The organism is Pseudomonas sp. P9_31, assembly GCF_034008235.1.
In the GTDB taxonomy this organism is placed as follows: Bacteria; Pseudomonadota; Gammaproteobacteria; order Pseudomonadales; family Pseudomonadaceae; genus Aquipseudomonas.
In genome coordinates this window covers 3,612,051-3,632,447 of the sequence record NZ_CP125375.1, presented here as the reverse complement: position 1 = coordinate 3,632,447, position 20,397 = coordinate 3,612,051, and the positions used below count along the sequence as shown (strand labels likewise).

Genomic DNA, 20,397 nt, shown 5'->3' with positions numbered 1-20,397 from the left:
TCGACAGGCCAGCAACCGAGTGTATTAGCTCTGGCCGGCAAAGGCTCGTTCCAGTTCGGCGATGTCGAGCTTTTTCATCTGCAACATCGCTTGCATGGCACGCTGGGATTTTGCCGTGTCGGCGTCTTGCATCATGTGCATCAGCGCCACCGGCACAATTTGCCACGACACGCCGAATTTGTCCTTCAGCCAGCCGCATTGCTGCGCCTGCACCGGGCCTCCGGCAGACAGGTTGCCCCAGAAGTGGTCGACTTCCTCCTGGTTATGGCAATTGACCTGGAACGACACCGCTTCGTTGAAGGTGAACACCGGCCCGCCATTGAGTCCGGTGAAGGTCTGGCCATCGAGCTCGAAACTGACGGTCATCACCGAACCTTCCGCACGGCCATGGATTTCCTGGCCGGCCTTGCCGTAATGGGTGATGGCGGTGATTTTCGAGTGATCGAAGATCGAGCAATAAAACTTCGCCGCCGCTTCGGCCTGACCGTCGAACCACAGGCAGGGGGTGAGTTTTGGAAAGCGTTGCATGGCGGTTGTCCTCGGCAGGTTGAGCACGCTGGATTATCAGCGTAGTCAGTCCGTCGTGGACAGGGGGCGCCGTAGATCGAGAATCCGTAGCAGCTGCCTCGCGCAGCTCGGCAGCTGCTACGGGGCGGGGGTGACCGGTGGTCGATGAACATGGCTTGTGGGTCAAATTGCGCTTAGCTGTAGGGATAACCCAAGGCGCGCGTAATCCCGCTGAACTTGTAGGAGCGAAGCTTGCTCGCGAGGGCGTCATTTCTGTCACCCCGCGTTATCGTTCTTCGCAGGCAAGTCGGATCGCCGCACCGCTCGCTCCTACAGAAAAATAATGGCGTCGCGGTAGAGGCGCCCCTTCAGAACACCGTGAGTCTGAGGAAATCCGCCATGCTGACCCTTAACATCAATGGCAAGGACCAGGAACTGGATGTCCCGGCGGACATGCCGTTGCTCTGGGTGCTGCGCGATGTTGCGCACCTGACGGGCACCAAGTTCGGTTGCGGCATGGCCCAGTGTGGCGCCTGCACCGTACACGTCGACGGCGCGCCGCTGCGCTCCTGCATCACCCCCGCCACGGCAGTGGCCCACGGGCAGAAAATTCTCACCATCGAAGGCCTGTCCAGCGACGGCTCGCACCCGGTGCAACAAGCCTGGGCCGAGCTCGATGTGGTCCAGTGCGGTTATTGTCAATCCGGGCAGATCATGTCGGCGGCAGCGTTGCTGGCAAAGATCCCCAATCCTACGGACAGCGACATCGACCGGGCGCTGTCCGGCAATATTTGCCGCTGCGGCACCTACCCAAGAATTCGCGCCGCGGTCAAACGCGCCGCCGAGATCGGTTGAGGCCACGTGTTGAAAGGAGTCTGAGCAATGAACAGCATCAACCCTGTCTCGCGTCGTGGCTTTCTCAAGGGCAGTGCCGTGTTGGGTGGCGGTCTGGTGGTGGCGTTTGTCATCCCTGGCGGCCATCGCTTTGCCATCGGCGCCGAGAATCAAGGAGACGTCTTCGCGCCCAATGCCTTTTTACGCATCGGCAACGACAACAGCATCACCGTGCTGCTCGGCCATTCGGAAATGGGCCAGGGCATCTGGACCGGCCTGACCATGTTGATTGCCGAAGAGCTGGACGCCGACTGGTCGAAAATCCGTGTCGAACATGCACCGGCCTCGGCCGCCGACTATGGCCTGCCGGCGTTTGGCGGGATGCAAATCACCGGCGGTTCGACCTCGACCTGGATGGAGTTCGATCGCTATCGCCAGGCCGGATCGGCGGCGCGCTTGATGTTGATCGAGGCGGCGGCCAAGCGATTCAACGTCGCACCTTCGCAGATCCGCACCGAGTCGGGGGTGGTCATCGCCGGCGACAAGCGCGCCACTTACGGCGAATTGGCGGATGACGCCGGCAAGCTGCCGGCGCCGGACCCGGCCTCGATCAAGTTCAAGGAAGCCAAGGACTGGAAGGTCATCGGCAAACCCACCAAGCGCCTCGACACCCCGGAGAAAATCACCGGGCGCGCCAAGTTCGGCATGGACGTGCAATTCGACGGGCTCATGACGGCGATGGTCGCTCGCCCACCGGTGTTCGGTGGCAGCGTCAAATCCTTCGAAGGCGCTGAAGCGCTGGCGGTGCCGGGCGTGCACAAAGTAGTGCAGGTGCCCACGGGGGTCGCGGTGATTGCCGATCATTATTGGGCGGCGAAGCTGGGGCGCGATGCGCTGAAGGTCGAATGGGACCTGGGGCCGAACGCCGGACTGGACAGCCAACAGCTGCTGGAAAGCTTCCGTAAACTCGCCGCCACCCCCGGCACCTCGGCCAGCCGGGCCGGTGATGCGGCGGCGATGCTGGGTAAAGCGGCGAAGACGATTGAGGCCGAGTACAGCGTGCCGTACCTGGCCCACGCGCCGATGGAACCGCTCAATTGCACGGTGAAAATCTCCAAGGATAAATGCGAAATCTGGACTGGCACACAGTTTCAGACCCTTGATCAAATGATCGCGGGGAAGATCACCGGGCTCAAACCCGAACAGGTCGAAATCCACACCCAATTCCTCGGCGGCGGTTTCGGCCGTCGGGCCAACCCGACCTCGGATTTTGTCAGCGAAGCCGTGTATGTCGCCAAGGCGGCGGGCGAGCCGGTGAAAACCGTCTGGTCCCGAGAGGATGATATTCGCGGCGGTTACTATCGCTCGGCGTTCCTGCATCAGGCGCGCATCGGGCTGGGTGCCGACGGCATGCCGATGGCCTGGAAGCATGTGCTGGTCGGGCAGTCGATCATGGCCGGGACGTCGTTTGCGGCGACCATGGTCAAGGATGGCGTCGATAAAACCTCCGTCGAAGGCGTGGCCGACAGTCCTTACCTTGAGGGGCTGGGCAATCATCAGGTCGAACTGCATTCACCGCAAACCGGCATCAGCGTGCTGTGGCTGCGGTCGGTGGGGCACACCCACACCGCATTCGTCATGGAGTCGTTGATCGATGAACTGGCAGAGGCGGCCGGCAAAGATCCGGTGGAGTACCGACGAGCCTTGCTCAAGGCGCATCCACGGCATTTGGGCGTGCTGAATCTGGCGGTGGAGAAAGCCAACTGGAAAGCGCCATTGCCGGACGGCCACGCATTGGGCGTGGCGGTGCATGAGTCTTTCGGCAGTTATGTCGCCCAGGTGGCCGAGGTGTCGCAGGACAACCTGGCGATTCGTGTGCATCGGGTGGTGTGCGCGGTGGACTGCGGCATTGCGGTCAACCCGCAGAGCATCGCCGCGCAGATGGAGTCAGGCATCACCTTCGGTCTCGGATTTACCTTGCACAGCAAGCTGACGTTCAAGGACGGTCAGGTGGTGCAGTCCAATTATCATGACTATCAGGTACTGCGCTTGAACGAGATGCCCGTGGTCGAGGTGCATATCGTCCCCAGCAGCGATAAACCCGGCGGCATCGGCGAGGTCGGGGTGCCGCCCGTGGCGCCGGCCGTGGCGAATGCGGTGTTTGCCCTGACCGGGCAGCGTCTGCGGGAACTGCCGCTGCAACTGTCGGGGGTGTGAGATGAGGCGACATCTGGTTCTGGGCGCAGTGGTGCTGATCGGGCTGAGTGGCTATGCCTCGGACCTGTTCGCTGACGATAAGGAGGTGGTGAAGGCGTTCGAGACGGTGCAGAAGGTGTTCCAGAGCCCGCGTTGTCAGAACTGTCATATTCCCGGTGATTCGCCGTTGCAATTCGATGCCGGCAATCCTCATGCGATGCGTGTGGTTCGCGGGATGGACGGTAAGGGGGCCGCCGGTTTGCCGTGCGCTACGTGCCATGCCGAAAGCAATCCGCCGGCCAGCTATGGCCCTCATGCTCCGCCCGGGGCGCCGCATTGGAGCCTGCCGCCGGCCGCGCACAAAATGGCCTGGATCGGTCTGCCAGCCGACAAGTTGTGCGCGATGATCAAGGACCGCTCCAGTAATGGCGATCGTGATTTCGCGGCGTTGATCAAGCATGTCAGTGACGACAAGCTGGTGCTCTGGGGCTGGAATCCGGGTGAGGGGCGGGCGCCGGTGCCGGTGCCTCACGACATCTTTGTCACCCAGTTCAAACGCTGGGCGGACGCTGGAGGGCCGTGTCCGGTGGCGGGTAGCTGACCAGCGGCGCGTTTATAGGGAGTCAAACCGGGTGTGAACGACTCTAACGTTCATATCCATCAAGGGAGTGAGTAATGCTAACCCCAGACAAACCGGTCAAACCCGGCGTTGGCGCAGACATGCACACGCCGAACGCGCTCGATAGCGCAGTGCAGGATCGCGAGGTACTGCGCGACTTGTCGCGCAAGGCCGAGCAAGAGCTGATGGGCGTGCAGATGGCGAGCATGGATGAGTTGACGCTGCTTTCCAATCGTCATGGCTTCGAGGCCCTGGCCCGGTTGGGGCTGGAGGCCTGTCAGCAGATGGGCAAGCCCGCGACTCTGCTGTTTTTCGACCTCGATCACTTCAAGCGCATTAACCGGCTGTACGGCCGCACCGAGGGCGACAATGCCCTGAAAACCTTCGCCGATGTGCTGCGTATCGCCTTTCGTGAAAGCGATGTGATCGGCCGGTTGGGCAGTGATGAGTTTGCCGCCTTGTTGACCGGCGCCAACGCGGTGGAGATCGTCGCGATCAGGACGCGGCTCGAAGAAATGCTCGATGAGCGCAATGCCACGGTGCATCGTGGCTATGACATTCGCTTCAGTGTCGCGCAAATCGAATTCGATCCCGACCATCACAAAACAGTCGATGGCCTGATGCTGGCGCTTGATGAGGTTCGTCATCAAGGCCAGGTTGAGTTTTGAGGGCTGCCCCGCAAGTCCGCTGCAATTCGGGATGCCGTTCGCAATAACGAGCCGTCGTGCCTGAACCGCCCGATCATCTGCAGTCCGGTCGGCAGTTGCGCTTCGGCGCGAGGCAGCGGGATATTCACCTGCGGCCAGCCGAACGCTCCCCAGAACTTGATGAAATCCGACGGTCCGGTGCTTTCCAGGCCCACCGGCGCGACCATCCCGCATGAGGCGCCGAGCATCGCGTCGAAGGGTTGGCAAAGCTCATTCAGTTGCGGTGCAAGGGCTGCCAAACGGCTCTTGGCGGCGGATTCCTGTTCCCATGTTGTCGCCGCCGCTCGATTGAACATTGCCAGTGTCGAGGGGCTCAATTGTGTCCGGTGTTGTTGGAACTCCTTCGCCAGCGAGCGGGCACCTTCGCAATCGTTGATCAACTGATGATCGTCGAACACAGCGGCAAACTCATCCGGTAGCCGCACTTCGCTGACATCAGTGCTCCGGCTTGGCGCAGCAGCGTCACTACGTGGGCATCCCGGGACGGTTGATGGCCGGTATAGATGGGCGAATAGAATTGCGTCGGATAGGCAGCGGTGTCGAAGATGTCCTTGATGCCCACGGGTACGCCGGCCAACAGGCCACGGCCATTGTTTTGCGCCGCATCGGCGCGAACCTGCCGGGCATTGAACGAAACGAAGGCCTGGATATCCGGCTCGTGCGCCTGAATGCGTTCAAGAAAGGCGTCGGCGATGGCGGCAGCGGTTGTATCGCCATTGACCACCGCTTCGCTGAGGGCCGTAGCGTCAAGGGACGGGCGGATCATTTGGCAAACAACTGGTCGATGTTCTTGAACGCCTTGAACTCCAAGGCATTGCCGCAGGGGTCGAAGAGAAACATCGTGGCTTGTTCGCCCACCAATCCCTGAAAGCGGATACCCGGCTCGATCACGAAGTGCGTACCCAGGGCTTTCAAGCGTTCGGCCAGCGCCTGCCATTCCTCCATTCCCAATACCACACCGAAATGCGGCACCGGTACGTCGTGGCCATCCACGGCGTTGGTATGGGCAGCTTCCTGAGAAGCGTTTTTCGGGGCCAGATGAATCACCAGTTGATGGCCGAAAAAGTTGAAATCGACCCAGTGATCGCTGGAGCGACCTTCTTCCAGACCGAACACTTCACCATAGAAGCGCCGGGCAGCGGCCAGATCGTAAACCGGGATGGCTAAGTGAAAAGGGGACAGTTGCATCGGACGTGCCTCGACGGGTTGAGAGTTAAGACCGAGTTTAGTCCTGTGCTTTTTGATTGAAAGACGATAGTTTTTTCAGCGAGCTCAAATTATTTCGATCAATTGGAGAGCCGTATGCTGCGGGAACTGAAAACTTTCATTGCCGTGACGCGCCATGGCACGTTCGCTGCGGCAGGCATGCACATCGGCCTGACTCAGTCGGCGGTCAGCGCGCAGATCCGCAATCTGGAGCAGGCGTTGGGCATACGTCTGTTCGATCGCACTGGACGTCAGGCCCTCCTCAATGCGGCGGGGCAGCGAGCGTTGCCGATGGCTCAGGAAATTCTCGAAACCTTCAACCGCATGGCCGTCAGTGATGACATCAGCGAGTTTCATGGCGAATTGAAGATCGGCGCGGTGGCCACCGTCCAGACCGGGTTGTTGCCACGGGCGCTGTTGCGCCTTCGGCAACAGGCGCCATTGCTGGAGGCGAAACTGGTGCCGGGGGTATCCCTGAGCCTGTTGAGCCAGGTGGACACTGGGGAAGTGGACCTGGCGATTCTGATCAAGCCGCCGTTTGAATTACCCAAGGAACTATCGGTGCAAGTCATTCGCCGGGAGCCGTTTGTGCTGATCGTGCCGGTAGATCTTGAGGAGGACGACCCGCTGCAGTTACTCGTCAACCACCCCCACGTACGCTACGACCGCAATTCATTCGGCGGGCGACTGGTGACGCGTTTTTTGCGCGAGCAGCAGATTGATGTGCGGGTAGCTCTGGAGCTGGATGAGCTGGAAGCTATCGTGAAAATGGTTGAGTGCGGATTGGGCGTTTCATTGTTGCCCAAGGCCGGGCTGTGGCTTGAACATGGCGCCAGGGTGAGGGTGATAGAGTTGGGCGAACTGACATTCTATCGGGAGATCGTGCTGTTGCAGCGTTATAGCCAGCGTAAACAGCCGATCCAGCAGCTGTTTGCCCGGTGTCTGACACAAATCGACGACTGAACACTAACCCCTGTGGGAGCGAGCCTGCTCGCGATGACAATGTCAGATGCACGGCATGTATCGACTGACGAACCGCTATCGCGAGCAGGCTCGCTCCCACAGGGGGATTGCATCGATTTTGAAATGGCAGGCATAAAAAAACCCGCCTGAAGAGGCGGGTTTCTAGCGGCTAACCGAAGATCACTCTTCGATGTTGCCCATGGCGGTGGTGTTGAAGCCGCCGTCTACGTACATGATTTCGCCGCTGATGCCGGACGCCAGGTCCGAGCACAGGAAGGCGCCGGCGTTGCCGACTTCTTCGATGGTGACGTTACGACGCAGCGGAGTTTGCGCTTCGTTGACGGCCAGCATTTTGCGGAAGTTCTTGATGCCGGAAGCGGCGAGGGTGCGGATCGGGCCGGCCGATACGCAGTTGACGCGAGTGCCGTCCGGGCCCAGGGAGCCGGCCAGGTAACGTACGCCAGCTTCCAGGGAAGCCTTGGCCATGCCCATTACGTTGTAGTTAGGCATGGTGCGCTCGGCGCCCAGGTACGACAGGGTCAGCAGGCTGCCATTGCGGCCTTTCATCATTTCGCGACCCGCCTTGGCCAGGGCCACGAAGCTGTAGGCGCTGATGTCGTGAGCGATGCGGAAGCCTTCACGGGTGGTGGCTTCGGTGAAGTCGCCGTCCAGTTGGTCGCCCGGGGCGAAGCCGACGGAGTGCACGATGCAGTCCAGGCCGTCCCACTTCTTGCTCAACTCTTCGAAGACCTTGGCGATTTCTGCATCGCTGGCCACGTCGCACGGGAAGCACAGTTCAGGGCTCGAGCCCCAGCCTTGTGCGAACTCTTCGACACGACCCTTGAGTTTGTCGTTCTGATAAGTGAAGGCAAGCTCAGCGCCCTCGCGATGCATGGCGGCAGCGATGCCGGATGCGATGGACAGCTTGCTGGCGACACCGACGATCAGTACGCGCTTACCGGCGAGAAAACCCATGTGTTGCTCCTCTCTTTCAGGTTTATTGCGCAGTGGCTGGTGCCAGAAAAGCGGCCTCCAGCAACTGCTGTGTATACGGATGTTGGGGGGCGGCAAAAATACGTTGCGCGTCTCCCTGTTCGACCACTTGGCCATGCTTGACCACCATCAGCTGGTGGCTCAGCGCTTTGACGACAGCCAGGTCATGGCTGATAAACAGATACGTCAGGTTGTACTTGGTTTGCAGTGAACGTAGCAGCTCCACCACTTGGCGTTGCACGGTCCGGTCGAGGGCCGAAGTCGGCTCGTCCAGCAGAATCAACGCCGGTTTTAGCACTAATGCCCGGGCAATGGCGATTCTCTGCCGTTGCCCACCGGAAAATTCATGGGGGTAGCGGTGCCGGGTTTCCGGGTCCAGACCTACCTCCTTGAGTGCCGCAATAATCGCTTGTTCCTGTTCTGCCTCGGTGCCCATCTTGTGGATCCGCAGGCCTTCGCCGACGATCTGGCTCACGCACATCCGTGGGCTCAGGCTGCCGAAGGGGTCCTGAAACACCACCTGCATTTCCCGTCGCAGCGGCCGAATTTCGTGCTGCGTCAGGCAGTCTAGCTGCTTGCCTTCAAAACGGATCGCACCTTTGCTACCGATCAGCCGCAAAATCGCCAGGCCGAGCGTCGACTTGCCGGAACCGCTTTCTCCCACAATCCCCAGGGTCTGGCCCTGGGGCAGGCTAAAATTGATCCCGTCCACCGCTTTGATGTGGTCGACGGTCTTTTTCAGAAAGCCTTTCTTGATCGGGAACCAGACTTTCAGGTCCTCGACCTGCAGCAATGGCGGGCCAATCACGTTGGTCGCCGGTTTGCCGCTCGGCTCCGCTGCCAGCAGTTCCCGAGTGTACGGATGCTGCGGCGCGCGGAACAACTCTTCGCACGATGCCTGTTCGACGATGCAACCGCGCTGCATGACACATACGCGATGCGCAATTCTTCGCACAAGGTTCAAATCATGACTGATCAGTAACAATGCCATGCCCAGACGGGCCTGCAATTCCTTGAGCAGTTCGAGGATTTTCAACTGAACGGTCACGTCCAGCGCGGTGGTCGGTTCGTCGGCGATCAGCAGTTCCGGCTCATTGGCCAGGGCCATGGCGATCATCACCCGCTGGCGCTGGCCGCCGGACAATTCGTGGGGCAGGGCCTTGAGACGCTTCTCGGGTTCCGGGATGCCGACCATCTCCAGCAGTTCCAGCGTGCGCTTGGTCGCGACTTTGCCGGTCAGGCCTTTGTGGATGCCCAGCACCTCGTTGATCTGCTTCTCGATCGAATGCAGTGGATTGAGCGAGGTCATCGGCTCTTGAAAGATCATCGCGATCCGGTTGCCGCGGATGTGGCGGATGGTTTTCTCTTTCAGGCTCAGCAGGTTTTGCCCGGAATACTCGATGGTACCGGACGGATGCCGGGCCAGCGGGTAGGGCAGCAGTCGCAGGATCGAATGCGCGGTCACCGACTTGCCGGAGCCGCTTTCACCCACCAGGGCCAGGGTTTCGCCGCGCTTGATGTCGAAGCTGACGCCTTCGACCACCCGCTGAACGTGCTCGCCGACGACAAATTCGACGGCCAGGTCGCGCACTTCGATCAGATTGTCCTGATTCATTTCACTTCCTCGGGTCGAAGGCATCGCGAGCGGACTCGCCGATGAACACCAGCAGACTCAACATCAGCGCCAGCACCGCAAACGCACTCATGCCGAGCCACGGCGCTTGCAGGTTGGATTTGCCCTGTGCCACCAGTTCACCCAGGGACGGTGCGCCCGGTGGCAGGCCGAAGCCAAGGAAGTCCAGGGCGGTCAGGGTGCCGATGGCGCCGGTCAGGATGAACGGCATGAAGGTCATGGTCGAGACCATGGCGTTGGGCAAAATGTGGCGGAACATGATCGCACCATTGCGCATGCCCAGCGCCCGGGCCGCGCGCACGTATTCCAGATTCCGCCCGCGCAGGAACTCGGCGCGCACCACATCCACCAGGCTCATCCACGAGAACAGCAGCATGATCCCCAACAGCCACCAGAAGTTCGGCTGCACGAAGCTGGCGAGGATGATCAGCAGGTACAGCACCGGCAACCCGGACCAGATCTCCAGAAAACGCTGCCCGGCCAAGTCGACCCAGCCGCCGTAGAAACCCTGCAAGGCCCCGGCGATCACGCCGATGATCGAGCTGAGAATGGTCAGCGTCAAAGCAAACAGCACCGAAATCCGGAAGCCGTAAATCACCCGGGCCAACACGTCGCGGCCCTGGTCATCGGTGCCCAGCAGGTTATCGGCGGACGGCGGCGCGGGGGCCGGGACTTTCAGGTCGTAGTTGATGCTCTGGTAGCTGTAGGGAATCGGCGCCCACAGCACCCAGGCGTCCTTGGCCTTGAGCAGTTCGCGGATGTACGGGCTCTTGTAGTTGGCTTCCAGCGGGAATTCGCCGCCGAACGCGGTTTCCGGGTAACGCTTGAGTGCCGGGAAATACCAGGTGTTGTCGTAATGCACCACCAGCGGTTTGTCGTTGGCGATCAGCTCGGCGCCGAGGCTTGCGCCGAACAGAATCAGAAACAGCCATAACGACCACCAGCCACGCTTATTGGCCTTGAACAGTTCGAAACGTCGGCGATTGAGAGGGGACAGGCTCATCTCAATGCTCCCGGCTTTCGAAGTCGATGCGCGGATCGACAAGGGTGTACGTGAGGTCGCCGATCAGCTTCACCACCAGCCCCAGCAGGGTGAAGATGAACAGCGTGCCGAAGACGATTGGGTAGTCGCGGTTGATCGCTGCTTCGAAACTCATCAAACCGAGGCCGTCGAGGGAGAAGATCACCTCCACCAGCAGTGAGCCGGTGAAGAAGATGCCGATGAGCGCTGAAGGGAAACCGGCGATCACCAACAGCATGGCGTTGCGAAACACATGGCCGTAGAGCACGCGGTGACGGGTCAGGCCCTTGGCTTTGGCGGTGACCACGTATTGCTTGTTGATTTCGTCGAGGAAGCTGTTTTTGGTCAGCAGGGTCATGGTGGCGAAATGGCCGATCACCAGTGCGGTGACCGGCAGTGCCAGGTGCCAGAAGTAATCGAGGATCTTGCCGCCGGTGCTGAGTTCATCGAAGTTGTTCGAGGTCAGGCCCCGTAGCGGGAACCAGTCGAAATAACTGCCGCCGGCGAACACCACAATCAGCAGAATGGCGAACAGGAACGCCGGGATCGCGTAGCCGACGATGATCGCCGAACTGGTCCACACATCGAAGTGGCTACCGTGTCGCGTCGCCTTGGCGATCCCCAGCGGGATCGACACCAGGTACATGATCAGCGTGCTCCACAGCCCGAGGGAGATCGACACCGGCATCTTTTCCTTGATCAGGTCGATGACCTTGGCGTCACGGAAGAAGCTGTCGCCGAAATCCAGGGTGGCGTAGTTCTTGATCATGATCCACAAGCGTTCCGGCGCCGATTTGTCGAAGCCGTACATGTGCTCGATTTCCTTGACCAGCGCCGGGTCCAGGCCTTGCGCCCCACGATACGCCGAGCCGGCCACCGACACTTCGGCACCGCCGCCGGCAATGCGGCTGGTGGCGCCTTCGAAGCCTTCGAGCTTGGCGATCATCTGTTCCACCGGCCCACCGGGGGCGGCCTGGATGATCACGAAGTTGATCAGCAAAATGCCGAGCAGGGTCGGGATGATCAGCAGCAGTCGCCGAAAAATATACGCCAGCATCTGATTACTCCGTGCCCGCAGGGTCGGCTTGCAGTTTGGTTTCGACTTCTACCGCAGGTTTTGTGGCGGGCTTGACCCACCAGGTATCCGTGCCAACGTCGTACTTGGGTGAGATTTTCGGATGGCCGATGTGGTTCCAGTAAGCCACGCGCCAAGTCTTGATGTGCCAGTTAGGGATCACGTAATAGCCCCATTGCAGCACGCGGTCCAGCGCACGGGTGTGGGCCACCAGGCTTTTACGCGAATCGGCGTTGATCAGTTGCTCGACCAATTGGTCCACCACCGGGTCTTTCAGGCCCATGGAGTTGCGGCTGCCAGGTTTGTCGGCGGCGGCAGACGTCCAGAACTCGCGCTGTTCGTTGCCCGGCGAACTGGACTGCGGGAAGCTGCCGACGATCATATCGAAGTCCCGTGAACGCACACGATTGACGTACTGCGAGACGTCGACCCGGCGAATCAGCAGATCGATACCCAGGTCGCTCAAGTTGCGTTTGAACGGCAGCAGCACTCGCTCGAGTTCGGTCTGGGCCAGCAGGAATTCGATCGTCACCGGTTTGCCGGTGGCGTCGACCATCTTGTCGTCGACGATTCGCCAGCCAGCCTCTTGCAGCAGTTGATAGGCTTTGCGCTGTTGGGTGCGGATCATGCCGCTGGCGTCGGTCACCGGGTTCTGGAACGCTTCGCTGAACACTTGCTCGGGGATCTTGCCGCGAAACGGGTCGAGGATCGCCAGTTGATCGGCGTCCGGCAGGCCGGTGGCGGCCATATCCGAGTTTTCGAAATAACTGCGGGTGCGCGCGTAGGCGCCGTTGAACAGTTGCTTGTTGGTCCACTCGAAGTCCAGCAACAGGGTCAGGGCCTGACGCACACGCACGTCCTGGAACACCGGGCGGCGCAGGTTGAACACGAAGCCTTGCATGCCGGTGGGGTTGCCGTTCGGGATCTGCTGTTTGATCAACCGGCCTTCGGTCACCGCTGGAATGCTGTAGGCGTTCGCCCAATTCTTTGCGCTGATTTCCACCCAGTAATCGAACTGCCCGGCCTTGAGCGCTTCCAGGGCCACGGTGTTGTCGCGGTAGTAATCGGTGGTCATGATGTCGAAGTTGTAGAAGCCGCGATTGACCGGCAAGTCCTTGCCCCAGTAATCCTTGACCCGTTCATAGCGCACCGAGCGCCCGGCCTTCACTTCGCTGACCTTGTACGGGCCACTGCCCAAAGGTATTTCCAGGTTGCCCTTGTTGAAATCCCGGGTGGCCCACCAATGCTTGGGCAGCACCGGCAACTGGCCGAGGATCAGTGGCAGTTCACGGTTGCTTCTGTGCTTGAACTTGAACAGCACCTTGAGCGGGTCTTCCTCGATCACCTCCTCGACATCGCTGTAGTAATCGCGGTAGAGCGGGGTGCCTTGCTTGATCAGGGTCTGGAAGCTGAACACCACGTCCTCGGCGCGTATCGGGTGGCCGTCGTGGAAGCGCGCTTCGGGGCGCAGGTAGAAACGTACCCAGCTGTTGTCCGGGGCCTTTTCGATTTTGCCGGCGACCAGACCGTACTCGGTGATCGGTTCATCCAGTCCTTTTTTGGTCAGGGTGTCATAGATCATGCTGATGTCGTTGGCCGCGACACCTTTGCCGATAAACGGGTTGAGGCTGTCGAAGCCACCGAATCCGGCCTGACGGAAGATTCCGCCCTTGGGTGCATCGGGATTCACGTAATCGAAGTGTTTGAAGTCGGCCGGGTATTTCGGCGGCTCGTTGTACAAGGTCAAGGCATGTTGCGGAGCGGCGCAGGCCAGCCCGGCGAACAACAGACCGCTGGCCTGCAAGAGCAGGGCGCGTACGGGTTTCATTGATCTTTCTCCGAAGATTTCAGCCACCACGCGCTCAGGCCCAGGGTGTAGGGCGGCGTCGTGACGAAGGCGAACCGGTTGCGGTAGGCCAGGCGGTGATAATTGAGGTACCAGTTGGGAATGATGTAGTGCTGCCACAGCAGCACCCGGTCCAACGCCTTGCCGGCGGCGACTTGTGCATCACGGGTCTGGGCGGCGAGCAGTTGTTCGAGTAAGTGGTCGACCACCGGGTTGGCGATGCCTGCGTAGTTCTTGCTGCCTTTTACCCCGACCTGGCTGGAGTGGAAATACTGCCATTGTTCCAGACCCGGGCTGAGGGTCTGGTTGAGGGTCATCAGGATCATGTCGAAATCGAACTGATCGAGGCGCTGTTTGTACTGGGCGCGATCGACCGTGCGCAGCCGTGCGTCGATGCCGATGCTGGCGAGGTTCTCGACGTAAGGCTGAAGAATGCGTTCCAGGTTAGGGTTGACCAGCAAGATCTCGAAGCGCAGCGGTTGGCCAATAGCGTTCTGTAGTCGCTGACCATTGAGCTTCCAGCCGGCCTCGGAGAGCAGGCTCAGGGTCTTGCGCAGGGTTTCCCGTGGAATGCCGCGGCCTTCGGTCTGCGGCAGGCTGAACGGCTCGGTGAGCAGTTTGGCGGGTAATTGATCGCGATAGGGCTTGAGCAGCAGCCATTCGTGACCGACCGGAAGTCCGGTGGCCGAGAACTCGCTGTTGGGGTAATAACTCATGGCGCGTGTGTAGGCGCCGCTGAACAGCGTCCGGTTGGTCCACTCGAAATCGAACATCAGCCCCAGCGCTTCACGGACCTTGATCTCGGCGAAGGTCGACCGCCGAGTGTTCATGAACAGGCCCTGGCTCTGGGTCGGAATCTGATGCGGGATCTGCGCCTTGATCACATCGCCACGGCGCACGGCGGGGAAGTCGTAGCCGTTGTCCCAGTTTTTCGCCTGATGCTCGATGTAGATGTCGAACTCACCGGCCTTGAACGCCTCGAAAGCCACGTCGCTGTCACGGTAGAACTCGACTTCCATGCGATCGACGTTGTACTTGCCGCGATTGACCGGCAGGTCCTTGCCCCAGTAATCCTTGACCCGTTCGAAGACGATCTGTCGACCGGGCGTTACCGAAGTGATGCGATACGGCCCGCTGCCCAATGGCGGTTCGAAGGTGGTGGCTTTGAAATCGCGACCTTCCCAGTAATGCTGAGGCAGCACCGGCAACTCGCCCAGGCGCAGGATCAGCAGCGGATTGCCGGAGCGTTTGAAGACGAAACGGATGCGTTGCGGATTGAGGATGTCGACCCGCGACACTTCCTGAAGGTTGGTGCGGTATTGCGGATGACCTTCCTTGAGCAGCAGACGGTAAGAGAACGCCACGTCGTAAGCGGTGATCGGCGTGCCATCGTGGAAACGCGCTTCGGGGCGCAGGTTGAACACCACCCAGCTGCGGTCCTCGCTGTATTCCACCGATTGGGCGATCAGGCCATAACTGGACGTCGGCTCGTCGCCGGACGGCGCGTACTGGCCGGTGCCGACCATCAGCGGTTCGTTGAGTTCGTTGATGCCGTATTGCAGGAAGTTGGCGGTGGAAACCGGGCTCGAACCTTTGAAGGTGTAAGGGTTGAGCGTATCGAAGGTGCCAAACGCCATCACCCGCAACGTACCGCCCTTGGGCGCTTGCGGGTTGACCCAGTCGAAGTGGGTAAATCTGGCCGGGTACTTGAGCGTGCCGAACTGCGCATAACCGTGGCTTTCGCTGATCGTCGCGCTTGCGGAGGAGCTCAAGGCCAGGCTGATCAGGAGAAGGAGGAGGGGATGCTTCAAGTCAGAGATCCGATCCAGGCGGCTTGGGCTTTGTGGGCCGTACAGTAACAGCTTGTATCGACAGGAAAAAGACGGGGCTTAATGCGTTGTTAATTGTGAGGTGATAGTCCGGCGGATCGCAGAACCTGTGGCGAGGGAGCTTGCTCCCGCTCGGCTGCGAAGCAGTCGTAAACCTAAGTATGCGGCGTGTCAGAAATTACCGGGTTTCAGGTTTTGGGGCTGCTTCGCAACCCAGCGGGAGCAAGCTCCCTCGCCACAAAGCCCCTCGACAGGGCGTGCTGTTTAATGCGGCGAAGCAACCGTCAGCATCTGCCCCGGCTTCAGCGCCTGGCCAACCCGCGGGTTCCAGCGCTTGAGGTGCTGCATTTCAACGTTGAAGCGCTTGGCAACCATGTACAACGAGTCGCCTTGCTGGACCTTGTACTGGGTCTGCGGCTTCTGTTTGTCTGCCTTGCTGCCGGCTTTGCTGTTCGCCGCCACGACGGTGTTGACGCGCCCGGAACTGCGCTTGGTGGTGTCCTGCATCACCAGGGTCTGGCCGACCTTGAGGTTTTTGCCGTTCAGCTTGTTCCAGCGTTGCAGGTCTTTGACGTCGACCTTGTTGGTCTTGGCAATGGTAGCCAGATTGTCGCCGCGCTTGACCCGGTAAGCGCGCTTGAGGCTGGCGATTTCGCTGTCGTCGGCACCTTCGAACACCGGTTTGAGCGTTCGCTGACTGATCAGCTCCTCAGGGCGCATGGTCGACAGGCTGGCGGTCAGCAGTTGCGCCTTGGACGTCGGCACCAGCAGATGCTGGGGGCCGTCGATGGTGGTGCGTTGCTTGAAGGCCGGGTTGAGCTGGAACAGCTCGTCTTCGTCGATGTTGGCCACCGCGGCAACCTTGGACAGGTCCATGCGCTGGTTGATTTCGACGACCTGGAAGTACGGTTCGTTGGCGATCGGGTTGAGGTTCACGCCATAGGCTTCAGGCGCCAACACCACTTGCGACAGGGCCAGCAGCTTCGGCACATAGGCCTGGGTTTCCGCTGGCAGCGGCAGGTTCCAGTAGTCGGTCGGCAAGCCGAGTCGCTCGTTGCGCTCGATGGCCCGGCTGACCGTGCCTTCACCAGCGTTATAGGCCGCCAGGGCCAGCAGCCAGTCGCCGTTGAACATGTCGTGCAGGCGGGTCAGGTAATCCATGGCCGCGGTGGTCGACGCGGTGATATCGCGACGGCCATCATAGAAACGGGTCTGGCGCAGGTTGAAGTAACGCCCGGTGGACGGGATGAATTGCCAAAGACCCACCGCGTCGGCCCGGGAATAGGCCATCGGGTTGTAGGCGCTTTCAATCACTGGCAACAGCGCCAGTTCCAGCGGCATGTTGCGTTCTTCAAGGCGCTCGACGATGTAGTGAATGTAGAGGCTGCCGCGTTCGCCGGCGTTCTCGAGAAAGGACGGATTGCTGGCGAACCACAGGCGCTGTTGTTCGATGCGTGGGTTGACGCCCAGGTTGTCCTGTAGCTGGAAGCCCTGGCGCATGCGCTCCCAGACGTCCTGTGGAATTTGCGGTGTCGGTTTTTCGCTGAGCCAGATCGGTTTTTGCTTGGCTCGAGCGGCGATATTCGGGGTGTGTGTCGCGTCGGTCTGCGGCACATGGCTGGAACAGCCCGCCAAAGTGGCGGACACAGCCACCGCGATGGCTTGAGCCAGGCGGGTCAATGCGTCTGAATTGATGGCTTTGCGAGTAGATGACGACATTGGCTGGAAGTGAGTTCCGGGCAAAAATGTCGGGCGATTCTAGAAAGCGTACCCCCTGCGGTCAACCATTCAGAATTTTTGTACCACCGGGCAGGCTGCTTAGAACGTATCTTTCCAAGCCCGAAGAGCAGCAAAAACCGCACTCGGAGCCCGGTTATCGGTTCCGTTCCGTTCGTCCACTTTTTCTTTAACGGATGTTTCGCCGGTACGCAAAAACGGATTGGTGAGCTTTTCCAGCGCCAGTGTCGAAGGCAGCGTCATGGTTCCGGCTTCCCGTTGTCGGGTGACGTTGGCCAGCCGCTCGAGGGTATCGGGGTTACCCGGTTCGACCGCCACGGCAAACTTCAGATTGCTCAGGGTATATTCGTGGGTACAGTAGACCAGCGTGTCTTCGGGCAGCGCCGCGAGGCGGCTCAGCGAGTGATGCATTTGCTCGGGCGTACCTTCGAACAGGCGTCCGCAACCGGCGGCGAACAGGGTGTCGCCGCAAAACAAATGGCCCAGGCGATAGAAGGCGATGTGCCCGAGGGTATGGCCCGGCACTTCGATGACCTCGAAGTCCCAGCCCAGCACGCTGATGCGGTCGTTGTCCTTAAGAGCCACGTCCCGCGCCGGGATGGTTTCGCTGGCCGGGCCATAGACGGTCGCGTCTGTCGCTTTTTTCAGCCGCTCGACGCCGCCGACATGGTCATGATGGTGATGAGTGATCAGAATATCGCTTAACACCCAACCCGGGTGTGCCGCGAGCCAGGCCTGTACTGGCGCGGCATCGCCCGGATCGACCACGGCACAGCGCTGGGTGCTGTGGTCTTGTAGCAACCAGATGTAGTTGTCGGTGAACGCGGGCAGGGCACTGATCTGTATCATCGTCGGATTCGCCAAGCGGAAAACAATGGTGCATCTTAGAACTTCCTGGCGCTTTGGAGAATGCAATGACCGATAAAGCGTTCGCTCAGGCTGATCCTGACTGGCTGGCATTGATCAGCGCGGCCCGTGAATGGCTGTCCGGCCCCATCGGGCAATTTCTGCTGGACGAAGAACGGCGCATGCTCGAAGACGAGTTGGGGCGCTTCTTCGGCGGCTACCTGGTGCATTACGGCCCCTCGGCGCAGACGCCACCGTCGGCGCCGCAGGTCCAGCGCAATGTACGGCTCGGTGCGCCATTGCCGGGGGTCGAGATTGTTTGCGAAGAGCAGGCCTGGCCGTTGAGCGAGCACGCCGCCGATGTGGTGGTGTTGCAGCATGGGCTGGATTTCTGCCTGTCGCCCCACGGTTTGCTGCGTGAAGCGGCGAGCAGCGTGCGCCCCGGCGGGCATCTGCTGATTATAGGGATCAACCCCTGGAGCAGTTGGGGCCTGCGTCGTGTGTTCGCTCATGACGCCTTGCGCAAGGCCCGCTGCATTTCGCCGTCGCGGGTCGGTGACTGGTTGAACCTGCTGGGCTTCGCGCTGGAGAAACGCCGCTTCGGGTGCTATCGTCCGCCGCTTGCGTCGCCTGCCTGGCAAGCCCGTCTGGCCGGTTGGGAACGCAAGGCCGGTGACTGGCAATTGTCGGGTGGCGGCTTCTATTTATTAGTCGCGCGCAAGATCGTGGTGGGCCTGCGGCCGGTGCGTCAGGAACGACGCGAGCCGATGGGCAAGCTGATTCCGCTGCCGATGGCCAAGGTCAACCGTCGTCACCTTGAGCCGTAATACACTTTTTATATTCCCGGTCGGGTATGCCCCGGCCTCGGGCATCGTCGGTCACCGATCGGCGAGCCACCGCATTTTCTGGATAGATTGGCATGAGCGATAGCGTAGAACTCTTCACCGATGGCGCCTGTAAGGGCAACCCTGGCCCAGGCGGCTGGGGCGCGTTGCTGGTGTGCAAGGGCGTTGAAAAAGAACTCTGGGGCGGCGAAGCCAACACCACCAACAACCGCATGGAATTGATGGGCGCGATCCGTGGCCTGGAAGAACTCAAACGCTCCTGCGACGTGCTGCTGGTGACCGACTCCCAATATGTGATGAAAGGCATCAACGAGTGGATGGCCAACTGGAAGAAGCGCGGTTGGAAAACCGCGGCGAAGGAACCGGTGAAAAACGCCGACCTGTGGAAGCTGCTCGACGAACAGGTCAACCGCCACAACGTCACCTGGAAATGGGTGCGCGGGCACATCGGCCATCACGGCAACGAACGGGCCGACCAACTAGCCAACCGTGGCGTGGATGAGGTGCGCGGGTACAAGCAGGCTTGATTCCGACGTGGCACCGTGGCGCGGCCAATCGCGAGCAGGCTCGCTCCCACATTTGATCTCCATGGAGCACAAATTCAGTGTGCGCCCCCCGTTTGATGTGGGAGCGAGCCTGCTCGCGATTGGGCGCAACACGGTGTACCTGAAAGACCCCGCGAGCGTGTTAACATCGCCGTTTTTGCACGATTGACCCGTTGAGAGCTGAGCACTGATGGCCACCAGATCCGTTGTACTCGATACCGAAACCACCGGCATGCCGGTGACCGACGGCCACCGGATTATCGAAATCGGTTGTGTCGAGTTGATCGGTCGGCGCCTGACCGGCCGGCACTTCCATGTTTACCTGCAACCGGATCGCGAGAGTGACGAAGGCGCCATCGGCGTTCACGGCATCACCAACGAATTCCTGGTGGGCAAACCGCGTTTCATTGAAGTGGCCGATGAGTTTTTCGAGTTCATCAAGGGCGCGCAGCTGATCATCCATAACGCGGCGTTCGACGTTGGCTTCATCAACAACGAATTTGCCCTGATGGGCCATCATGATCGCGCGGACATCACGCAACACTGCACGATCCTCGACACCCTGATAATGGCCCGGGAACGTCACCCGGGGCAGCGCAACAGCCTCGACGCCTTGTGCAAACGCTATGGTGTCGACAACTCCGGCCGTGAACTGCACGGCGCCTTGCTCGACTCCGAGATTCTCGCCGACGTTTACCTGACCATGACCGGCGGCCAGACCAGCCTGTCGCTGGCCGGTAATGCGTCCGATGGCAATGGTTCGGGCGAAGGCGCGGACAACTCCGCCACCGAAATCCGTCGCCTGCCGGCCGATCGTCAGCCGGCCCGGATCATCCGCGCCAGTGAAGAGGATCTGGCCCAGCATGTTGCGCGGCTCGAAGCCATCGCCAAATCCGCCGGCGCCCCGTCGCTGTGGCAGCAATTGGCCGAGGCCAAGGCTCAGGCCTGATCTTGATGGGTGTTTGTGGCGAGGGAGCTTGCTCCCGCTCGGCTGC

Annotated in this window: 18 protein-coding genes and 1 pseudogene; 8 read left to right on the top strand and 11 right to left on the bottom strand. The window is 60.5% G+C overall.

Annotated features, from left to right (window positions below; genetic code table 11):
- Positions 1-24: 24 nt before the first annotated feature.
- Complete coding sequence (locus QMK51_RS15825; protein ID WP_320390834.1) at positions 25-528, bottom strand: VOC family protein; 504 nt, start codon at positions 526-528, stop codon at positions 25-27.
- A 378-nt stretch (positions 529-906) separates the two neighbouring features.
- On the opposite strand from QMK51_RS15825, the gene QMK51_RS15820 reads away from it, so the two are divergent.
- From QMK51_RS15820 to QMK51_RS15805, 4 genes are all read left to right on the top strand, one after another.
- Positions 907-1,362: a (2Fe-2S)-binding protein gene (locus QMK51_RS15820; protein ID WP_320390833.1), complete on the top strand. Its 456-nt coding sequence runs from the start codon at positions 907-909 to the stop codon at positions 1,360-1,362.
- A 27-nt stretch (positions 1,363-1,389) separates the two neighbouring features.
- Positions 1,390-3,558 (top strand): xanthine dehydrogenase family protein molybdopterin-binding subunit, encoded by a 2,169-nt coding sequence (locus tag QMK51_RS15815; RefSeq protein WP_320390832.1) that lies wholly within the window; start codon positions 1,390-1,392, stop codon positions 3,556-3,558.
- Position 3,559: 1 nt separating this feature from the next.
- A complete protein-coding gene (locus tag QMK51_RS15810; RefSeq protein ID WP_320390831.1) occupies positions 3,560-4,138 on the top strand; it encodes a hypothetical protein in 579 nt (192 codons plus the stop codon).
- A 74-nt stretch (positions 4,139-4,212) separates the two neighbouring features.
- Positions 4,213-4,824, top strand: coding sequence for a GGDEF domain-containing protein (locus QMK51_RS15805; RefSeq protein ID WP_320390830.1), 612 nt, complete (start codon positions 4,213-4,215; stop codon positions 4,822-4,824).
- On the opposite strand, the pseudogene QMK51_RS15800 reads toward QMK51_RS15805, so the two are convergent.
- Positions 4,803-5,629, bottom strand: a pseudogene (locus QMK51_RS15800) (amidase family protein). The gene QMK51_RS15805 and the pseudogene QMK51_RS15800 overlap by 22 nt on opposite strands.
- The gene (locus tag QMK51_RS15795; protein ID WP_258696079.1) at positions 5,626-6,051 is read right to left on the bottom strand and encodes a VOC family protein; all 426 of its coding nucleotides are present in this window, start codon (positions 6,049-6,051) and stop codon (positions 5,626-5,628) included. The pseudogene QMK51_RS15800 and the gene QMK51_RS15795 overlap by 4 nt, the downstream one beginning before the upstream one ends.
- A gap of 114 nt (positions 6,052-6,165) precedes the next feature.
- Here QMK51_RS15795 and QMK51_RS15790 point away from each other — a divergent pair, with 114 nt between their 5' ends.
- Positions 6,166-7,032 carry a LysR family transcriptional regulator gene (locus tag QMK51_RS15790; protein WP_320390829.1) on the top strand — a complete coding sequence of 289 codons (867 nt, stop codon included), beginning with the start codon at positions 6,166-6,168 and terminating at the stop codon, positions 7,030-7,032.
- A gap of 180 nt (positions 7,033-7,212) precedes the next feature.
- On the opposite strand, the gene fabI is transcribed toward QMK51_RS15790, so the two are convergent.
- The 8 genes from fabI to gloB all read right to left on the bottom strand — a co-directional run bounded on the left by fabI (position 7,213) and on the right by gloB (position 18,015).
- Entirely contained in the window at positions 7,213-8,007 is a 795-nt protein-coding gene (gene fabI / locus QMK51_RS15785; RefSeq protein ID WP_253424056.1) for an enoyl-ACP reductase FabI, read from the bottom strand.
- Positions 8,008-8,029: 22 nt separating this feature from the next.
- On the bottom strand, positions 8,030-9,640 hold the full coding sequence (locus tag QMK51_RS15780) for an ABC transporter ATP-binding protein (RefSeq protein ID WP_320390828.1): 1,611 nt from the start codon (positions 9,638-9,640) through the stop codon (positions 8,030-8,032).
- Between the two features lies 1 nt (position 9,641).
- Positions 9,642-10,661 (bottom strand): ABC transporter permease, encoded by a 1,020-nt coding sequence (locus QMK51_RS15775; RefSeq protein WP_320390827.1) that lies wholly within the window; start codon positions 10,659-10,661, stop codon positions 9,642-9,644.
- Between the two features lies 1 nt (position 10,662).
- On the bottom strand, positions 10,663-11,736 hold the full coding sequence (locus tag QMK51_RS15770) for a microcin C ABC transporter permease YejB (RefSeq protein WP_320390826.1): 1,074 nt from the start codon (positions 11,734-11,736) through the stop codon (positions 10,663-10,665).
- A 4-nt stretch (positions 11,737-11,740) separates the two neighbouring features.
- Entirely contained in the window at positions 11,741-13,582 is a 1,842-nt protein-coding gene (locus QMK51_RS15765; protein ID WP_320390825.1) for an extracellular solute-binding protein, read from the bottom strand.
- On the bottom strand, positions 13,579-15,387 hold the full coding sequence (locus QMK51_RS15760) for an extracellular solute-binding protein (RefSeq protein ID WP_413817540.1): 1,809 nt from the start codon (positions 15,385-15,387) through the stop codon (positions 13,579-13,581). The genes QMK51_RS15765 and QMK51_RS15760 overlap by 4 nt, the downstream gene beginning before the upstream one ends.
- A 306-nt stretch (positions 15,388-15,693) precedes the next feature.
- On the bottom strand, positions 15,694-17,148 hold the full coding sequence (locus tag QMK51_RS15755; RefSeq protein WP_320390823.1) for a transglycosylase SLT domain-containing protein: 1,455 nt from the start codon (positions 17,146-17,148) through the stop codon (positions 15,694-15,696).
- Positions 17,149-17,247: 99 nt separating this feature from the next.
- Positions 17,248-18,015, bottom strand: coding sequence for a hydroxyacylglutathione hydrolase (gloB, locus tag QMK51_RS15750; protein WP_320390822.1), 768 nt, complete (start codon positions 18,013-18,015; stop codon positions 17,248-17,250).
- A 65-nt stretch (positions 18,016-18,080) separates the two neighbouring features.
- Between gloB and QMK51_RS15745 the strand changes: the two genes are divergently transcribed.
- The 3 genes from QMK51_RS15745 to dnaQ all read left to right on the top strand — a co-directional run bounded on the left by QMK51_RS15745 (position 18,081) and on the right by dnaQ (position 20,351).
- Entirely contained in the window at positions 18,081-18,839 is a 759-nt protein-coding gene (locus tag QMK51_RS15745) for a methyltransferase domain-containing protein (RefSeq protein WP_320390821.1), read from the top strand.
- Positions 18,840-18,931: 92 nt separating this feature from the next.
- Entirely contained in the window at positions 18,932-19,384 is a 453-nt protein-coding gene (gene rnhA / locus QMK51_RS15740; protein ID WP_003180633.1) for a ribonuclease HI, read from the top strand.
- A gap of 208 nt (positions 19,385-19,592) precedes the next feature.
- Positions 19,593-20,351, top strand: coding sequence for a DNA polymerase III subunit epsilon (gene dnaQ, locus QMK51_RS15735; RefSeq protein ID WP_320390820.1), 759 nt, complete (start codon positions 19,593-19,595; stop codon positions 20,349-20,351).
- The last annotated feature ends 46 nt before the right edge of the window (positions 20,352-20,397 follow it).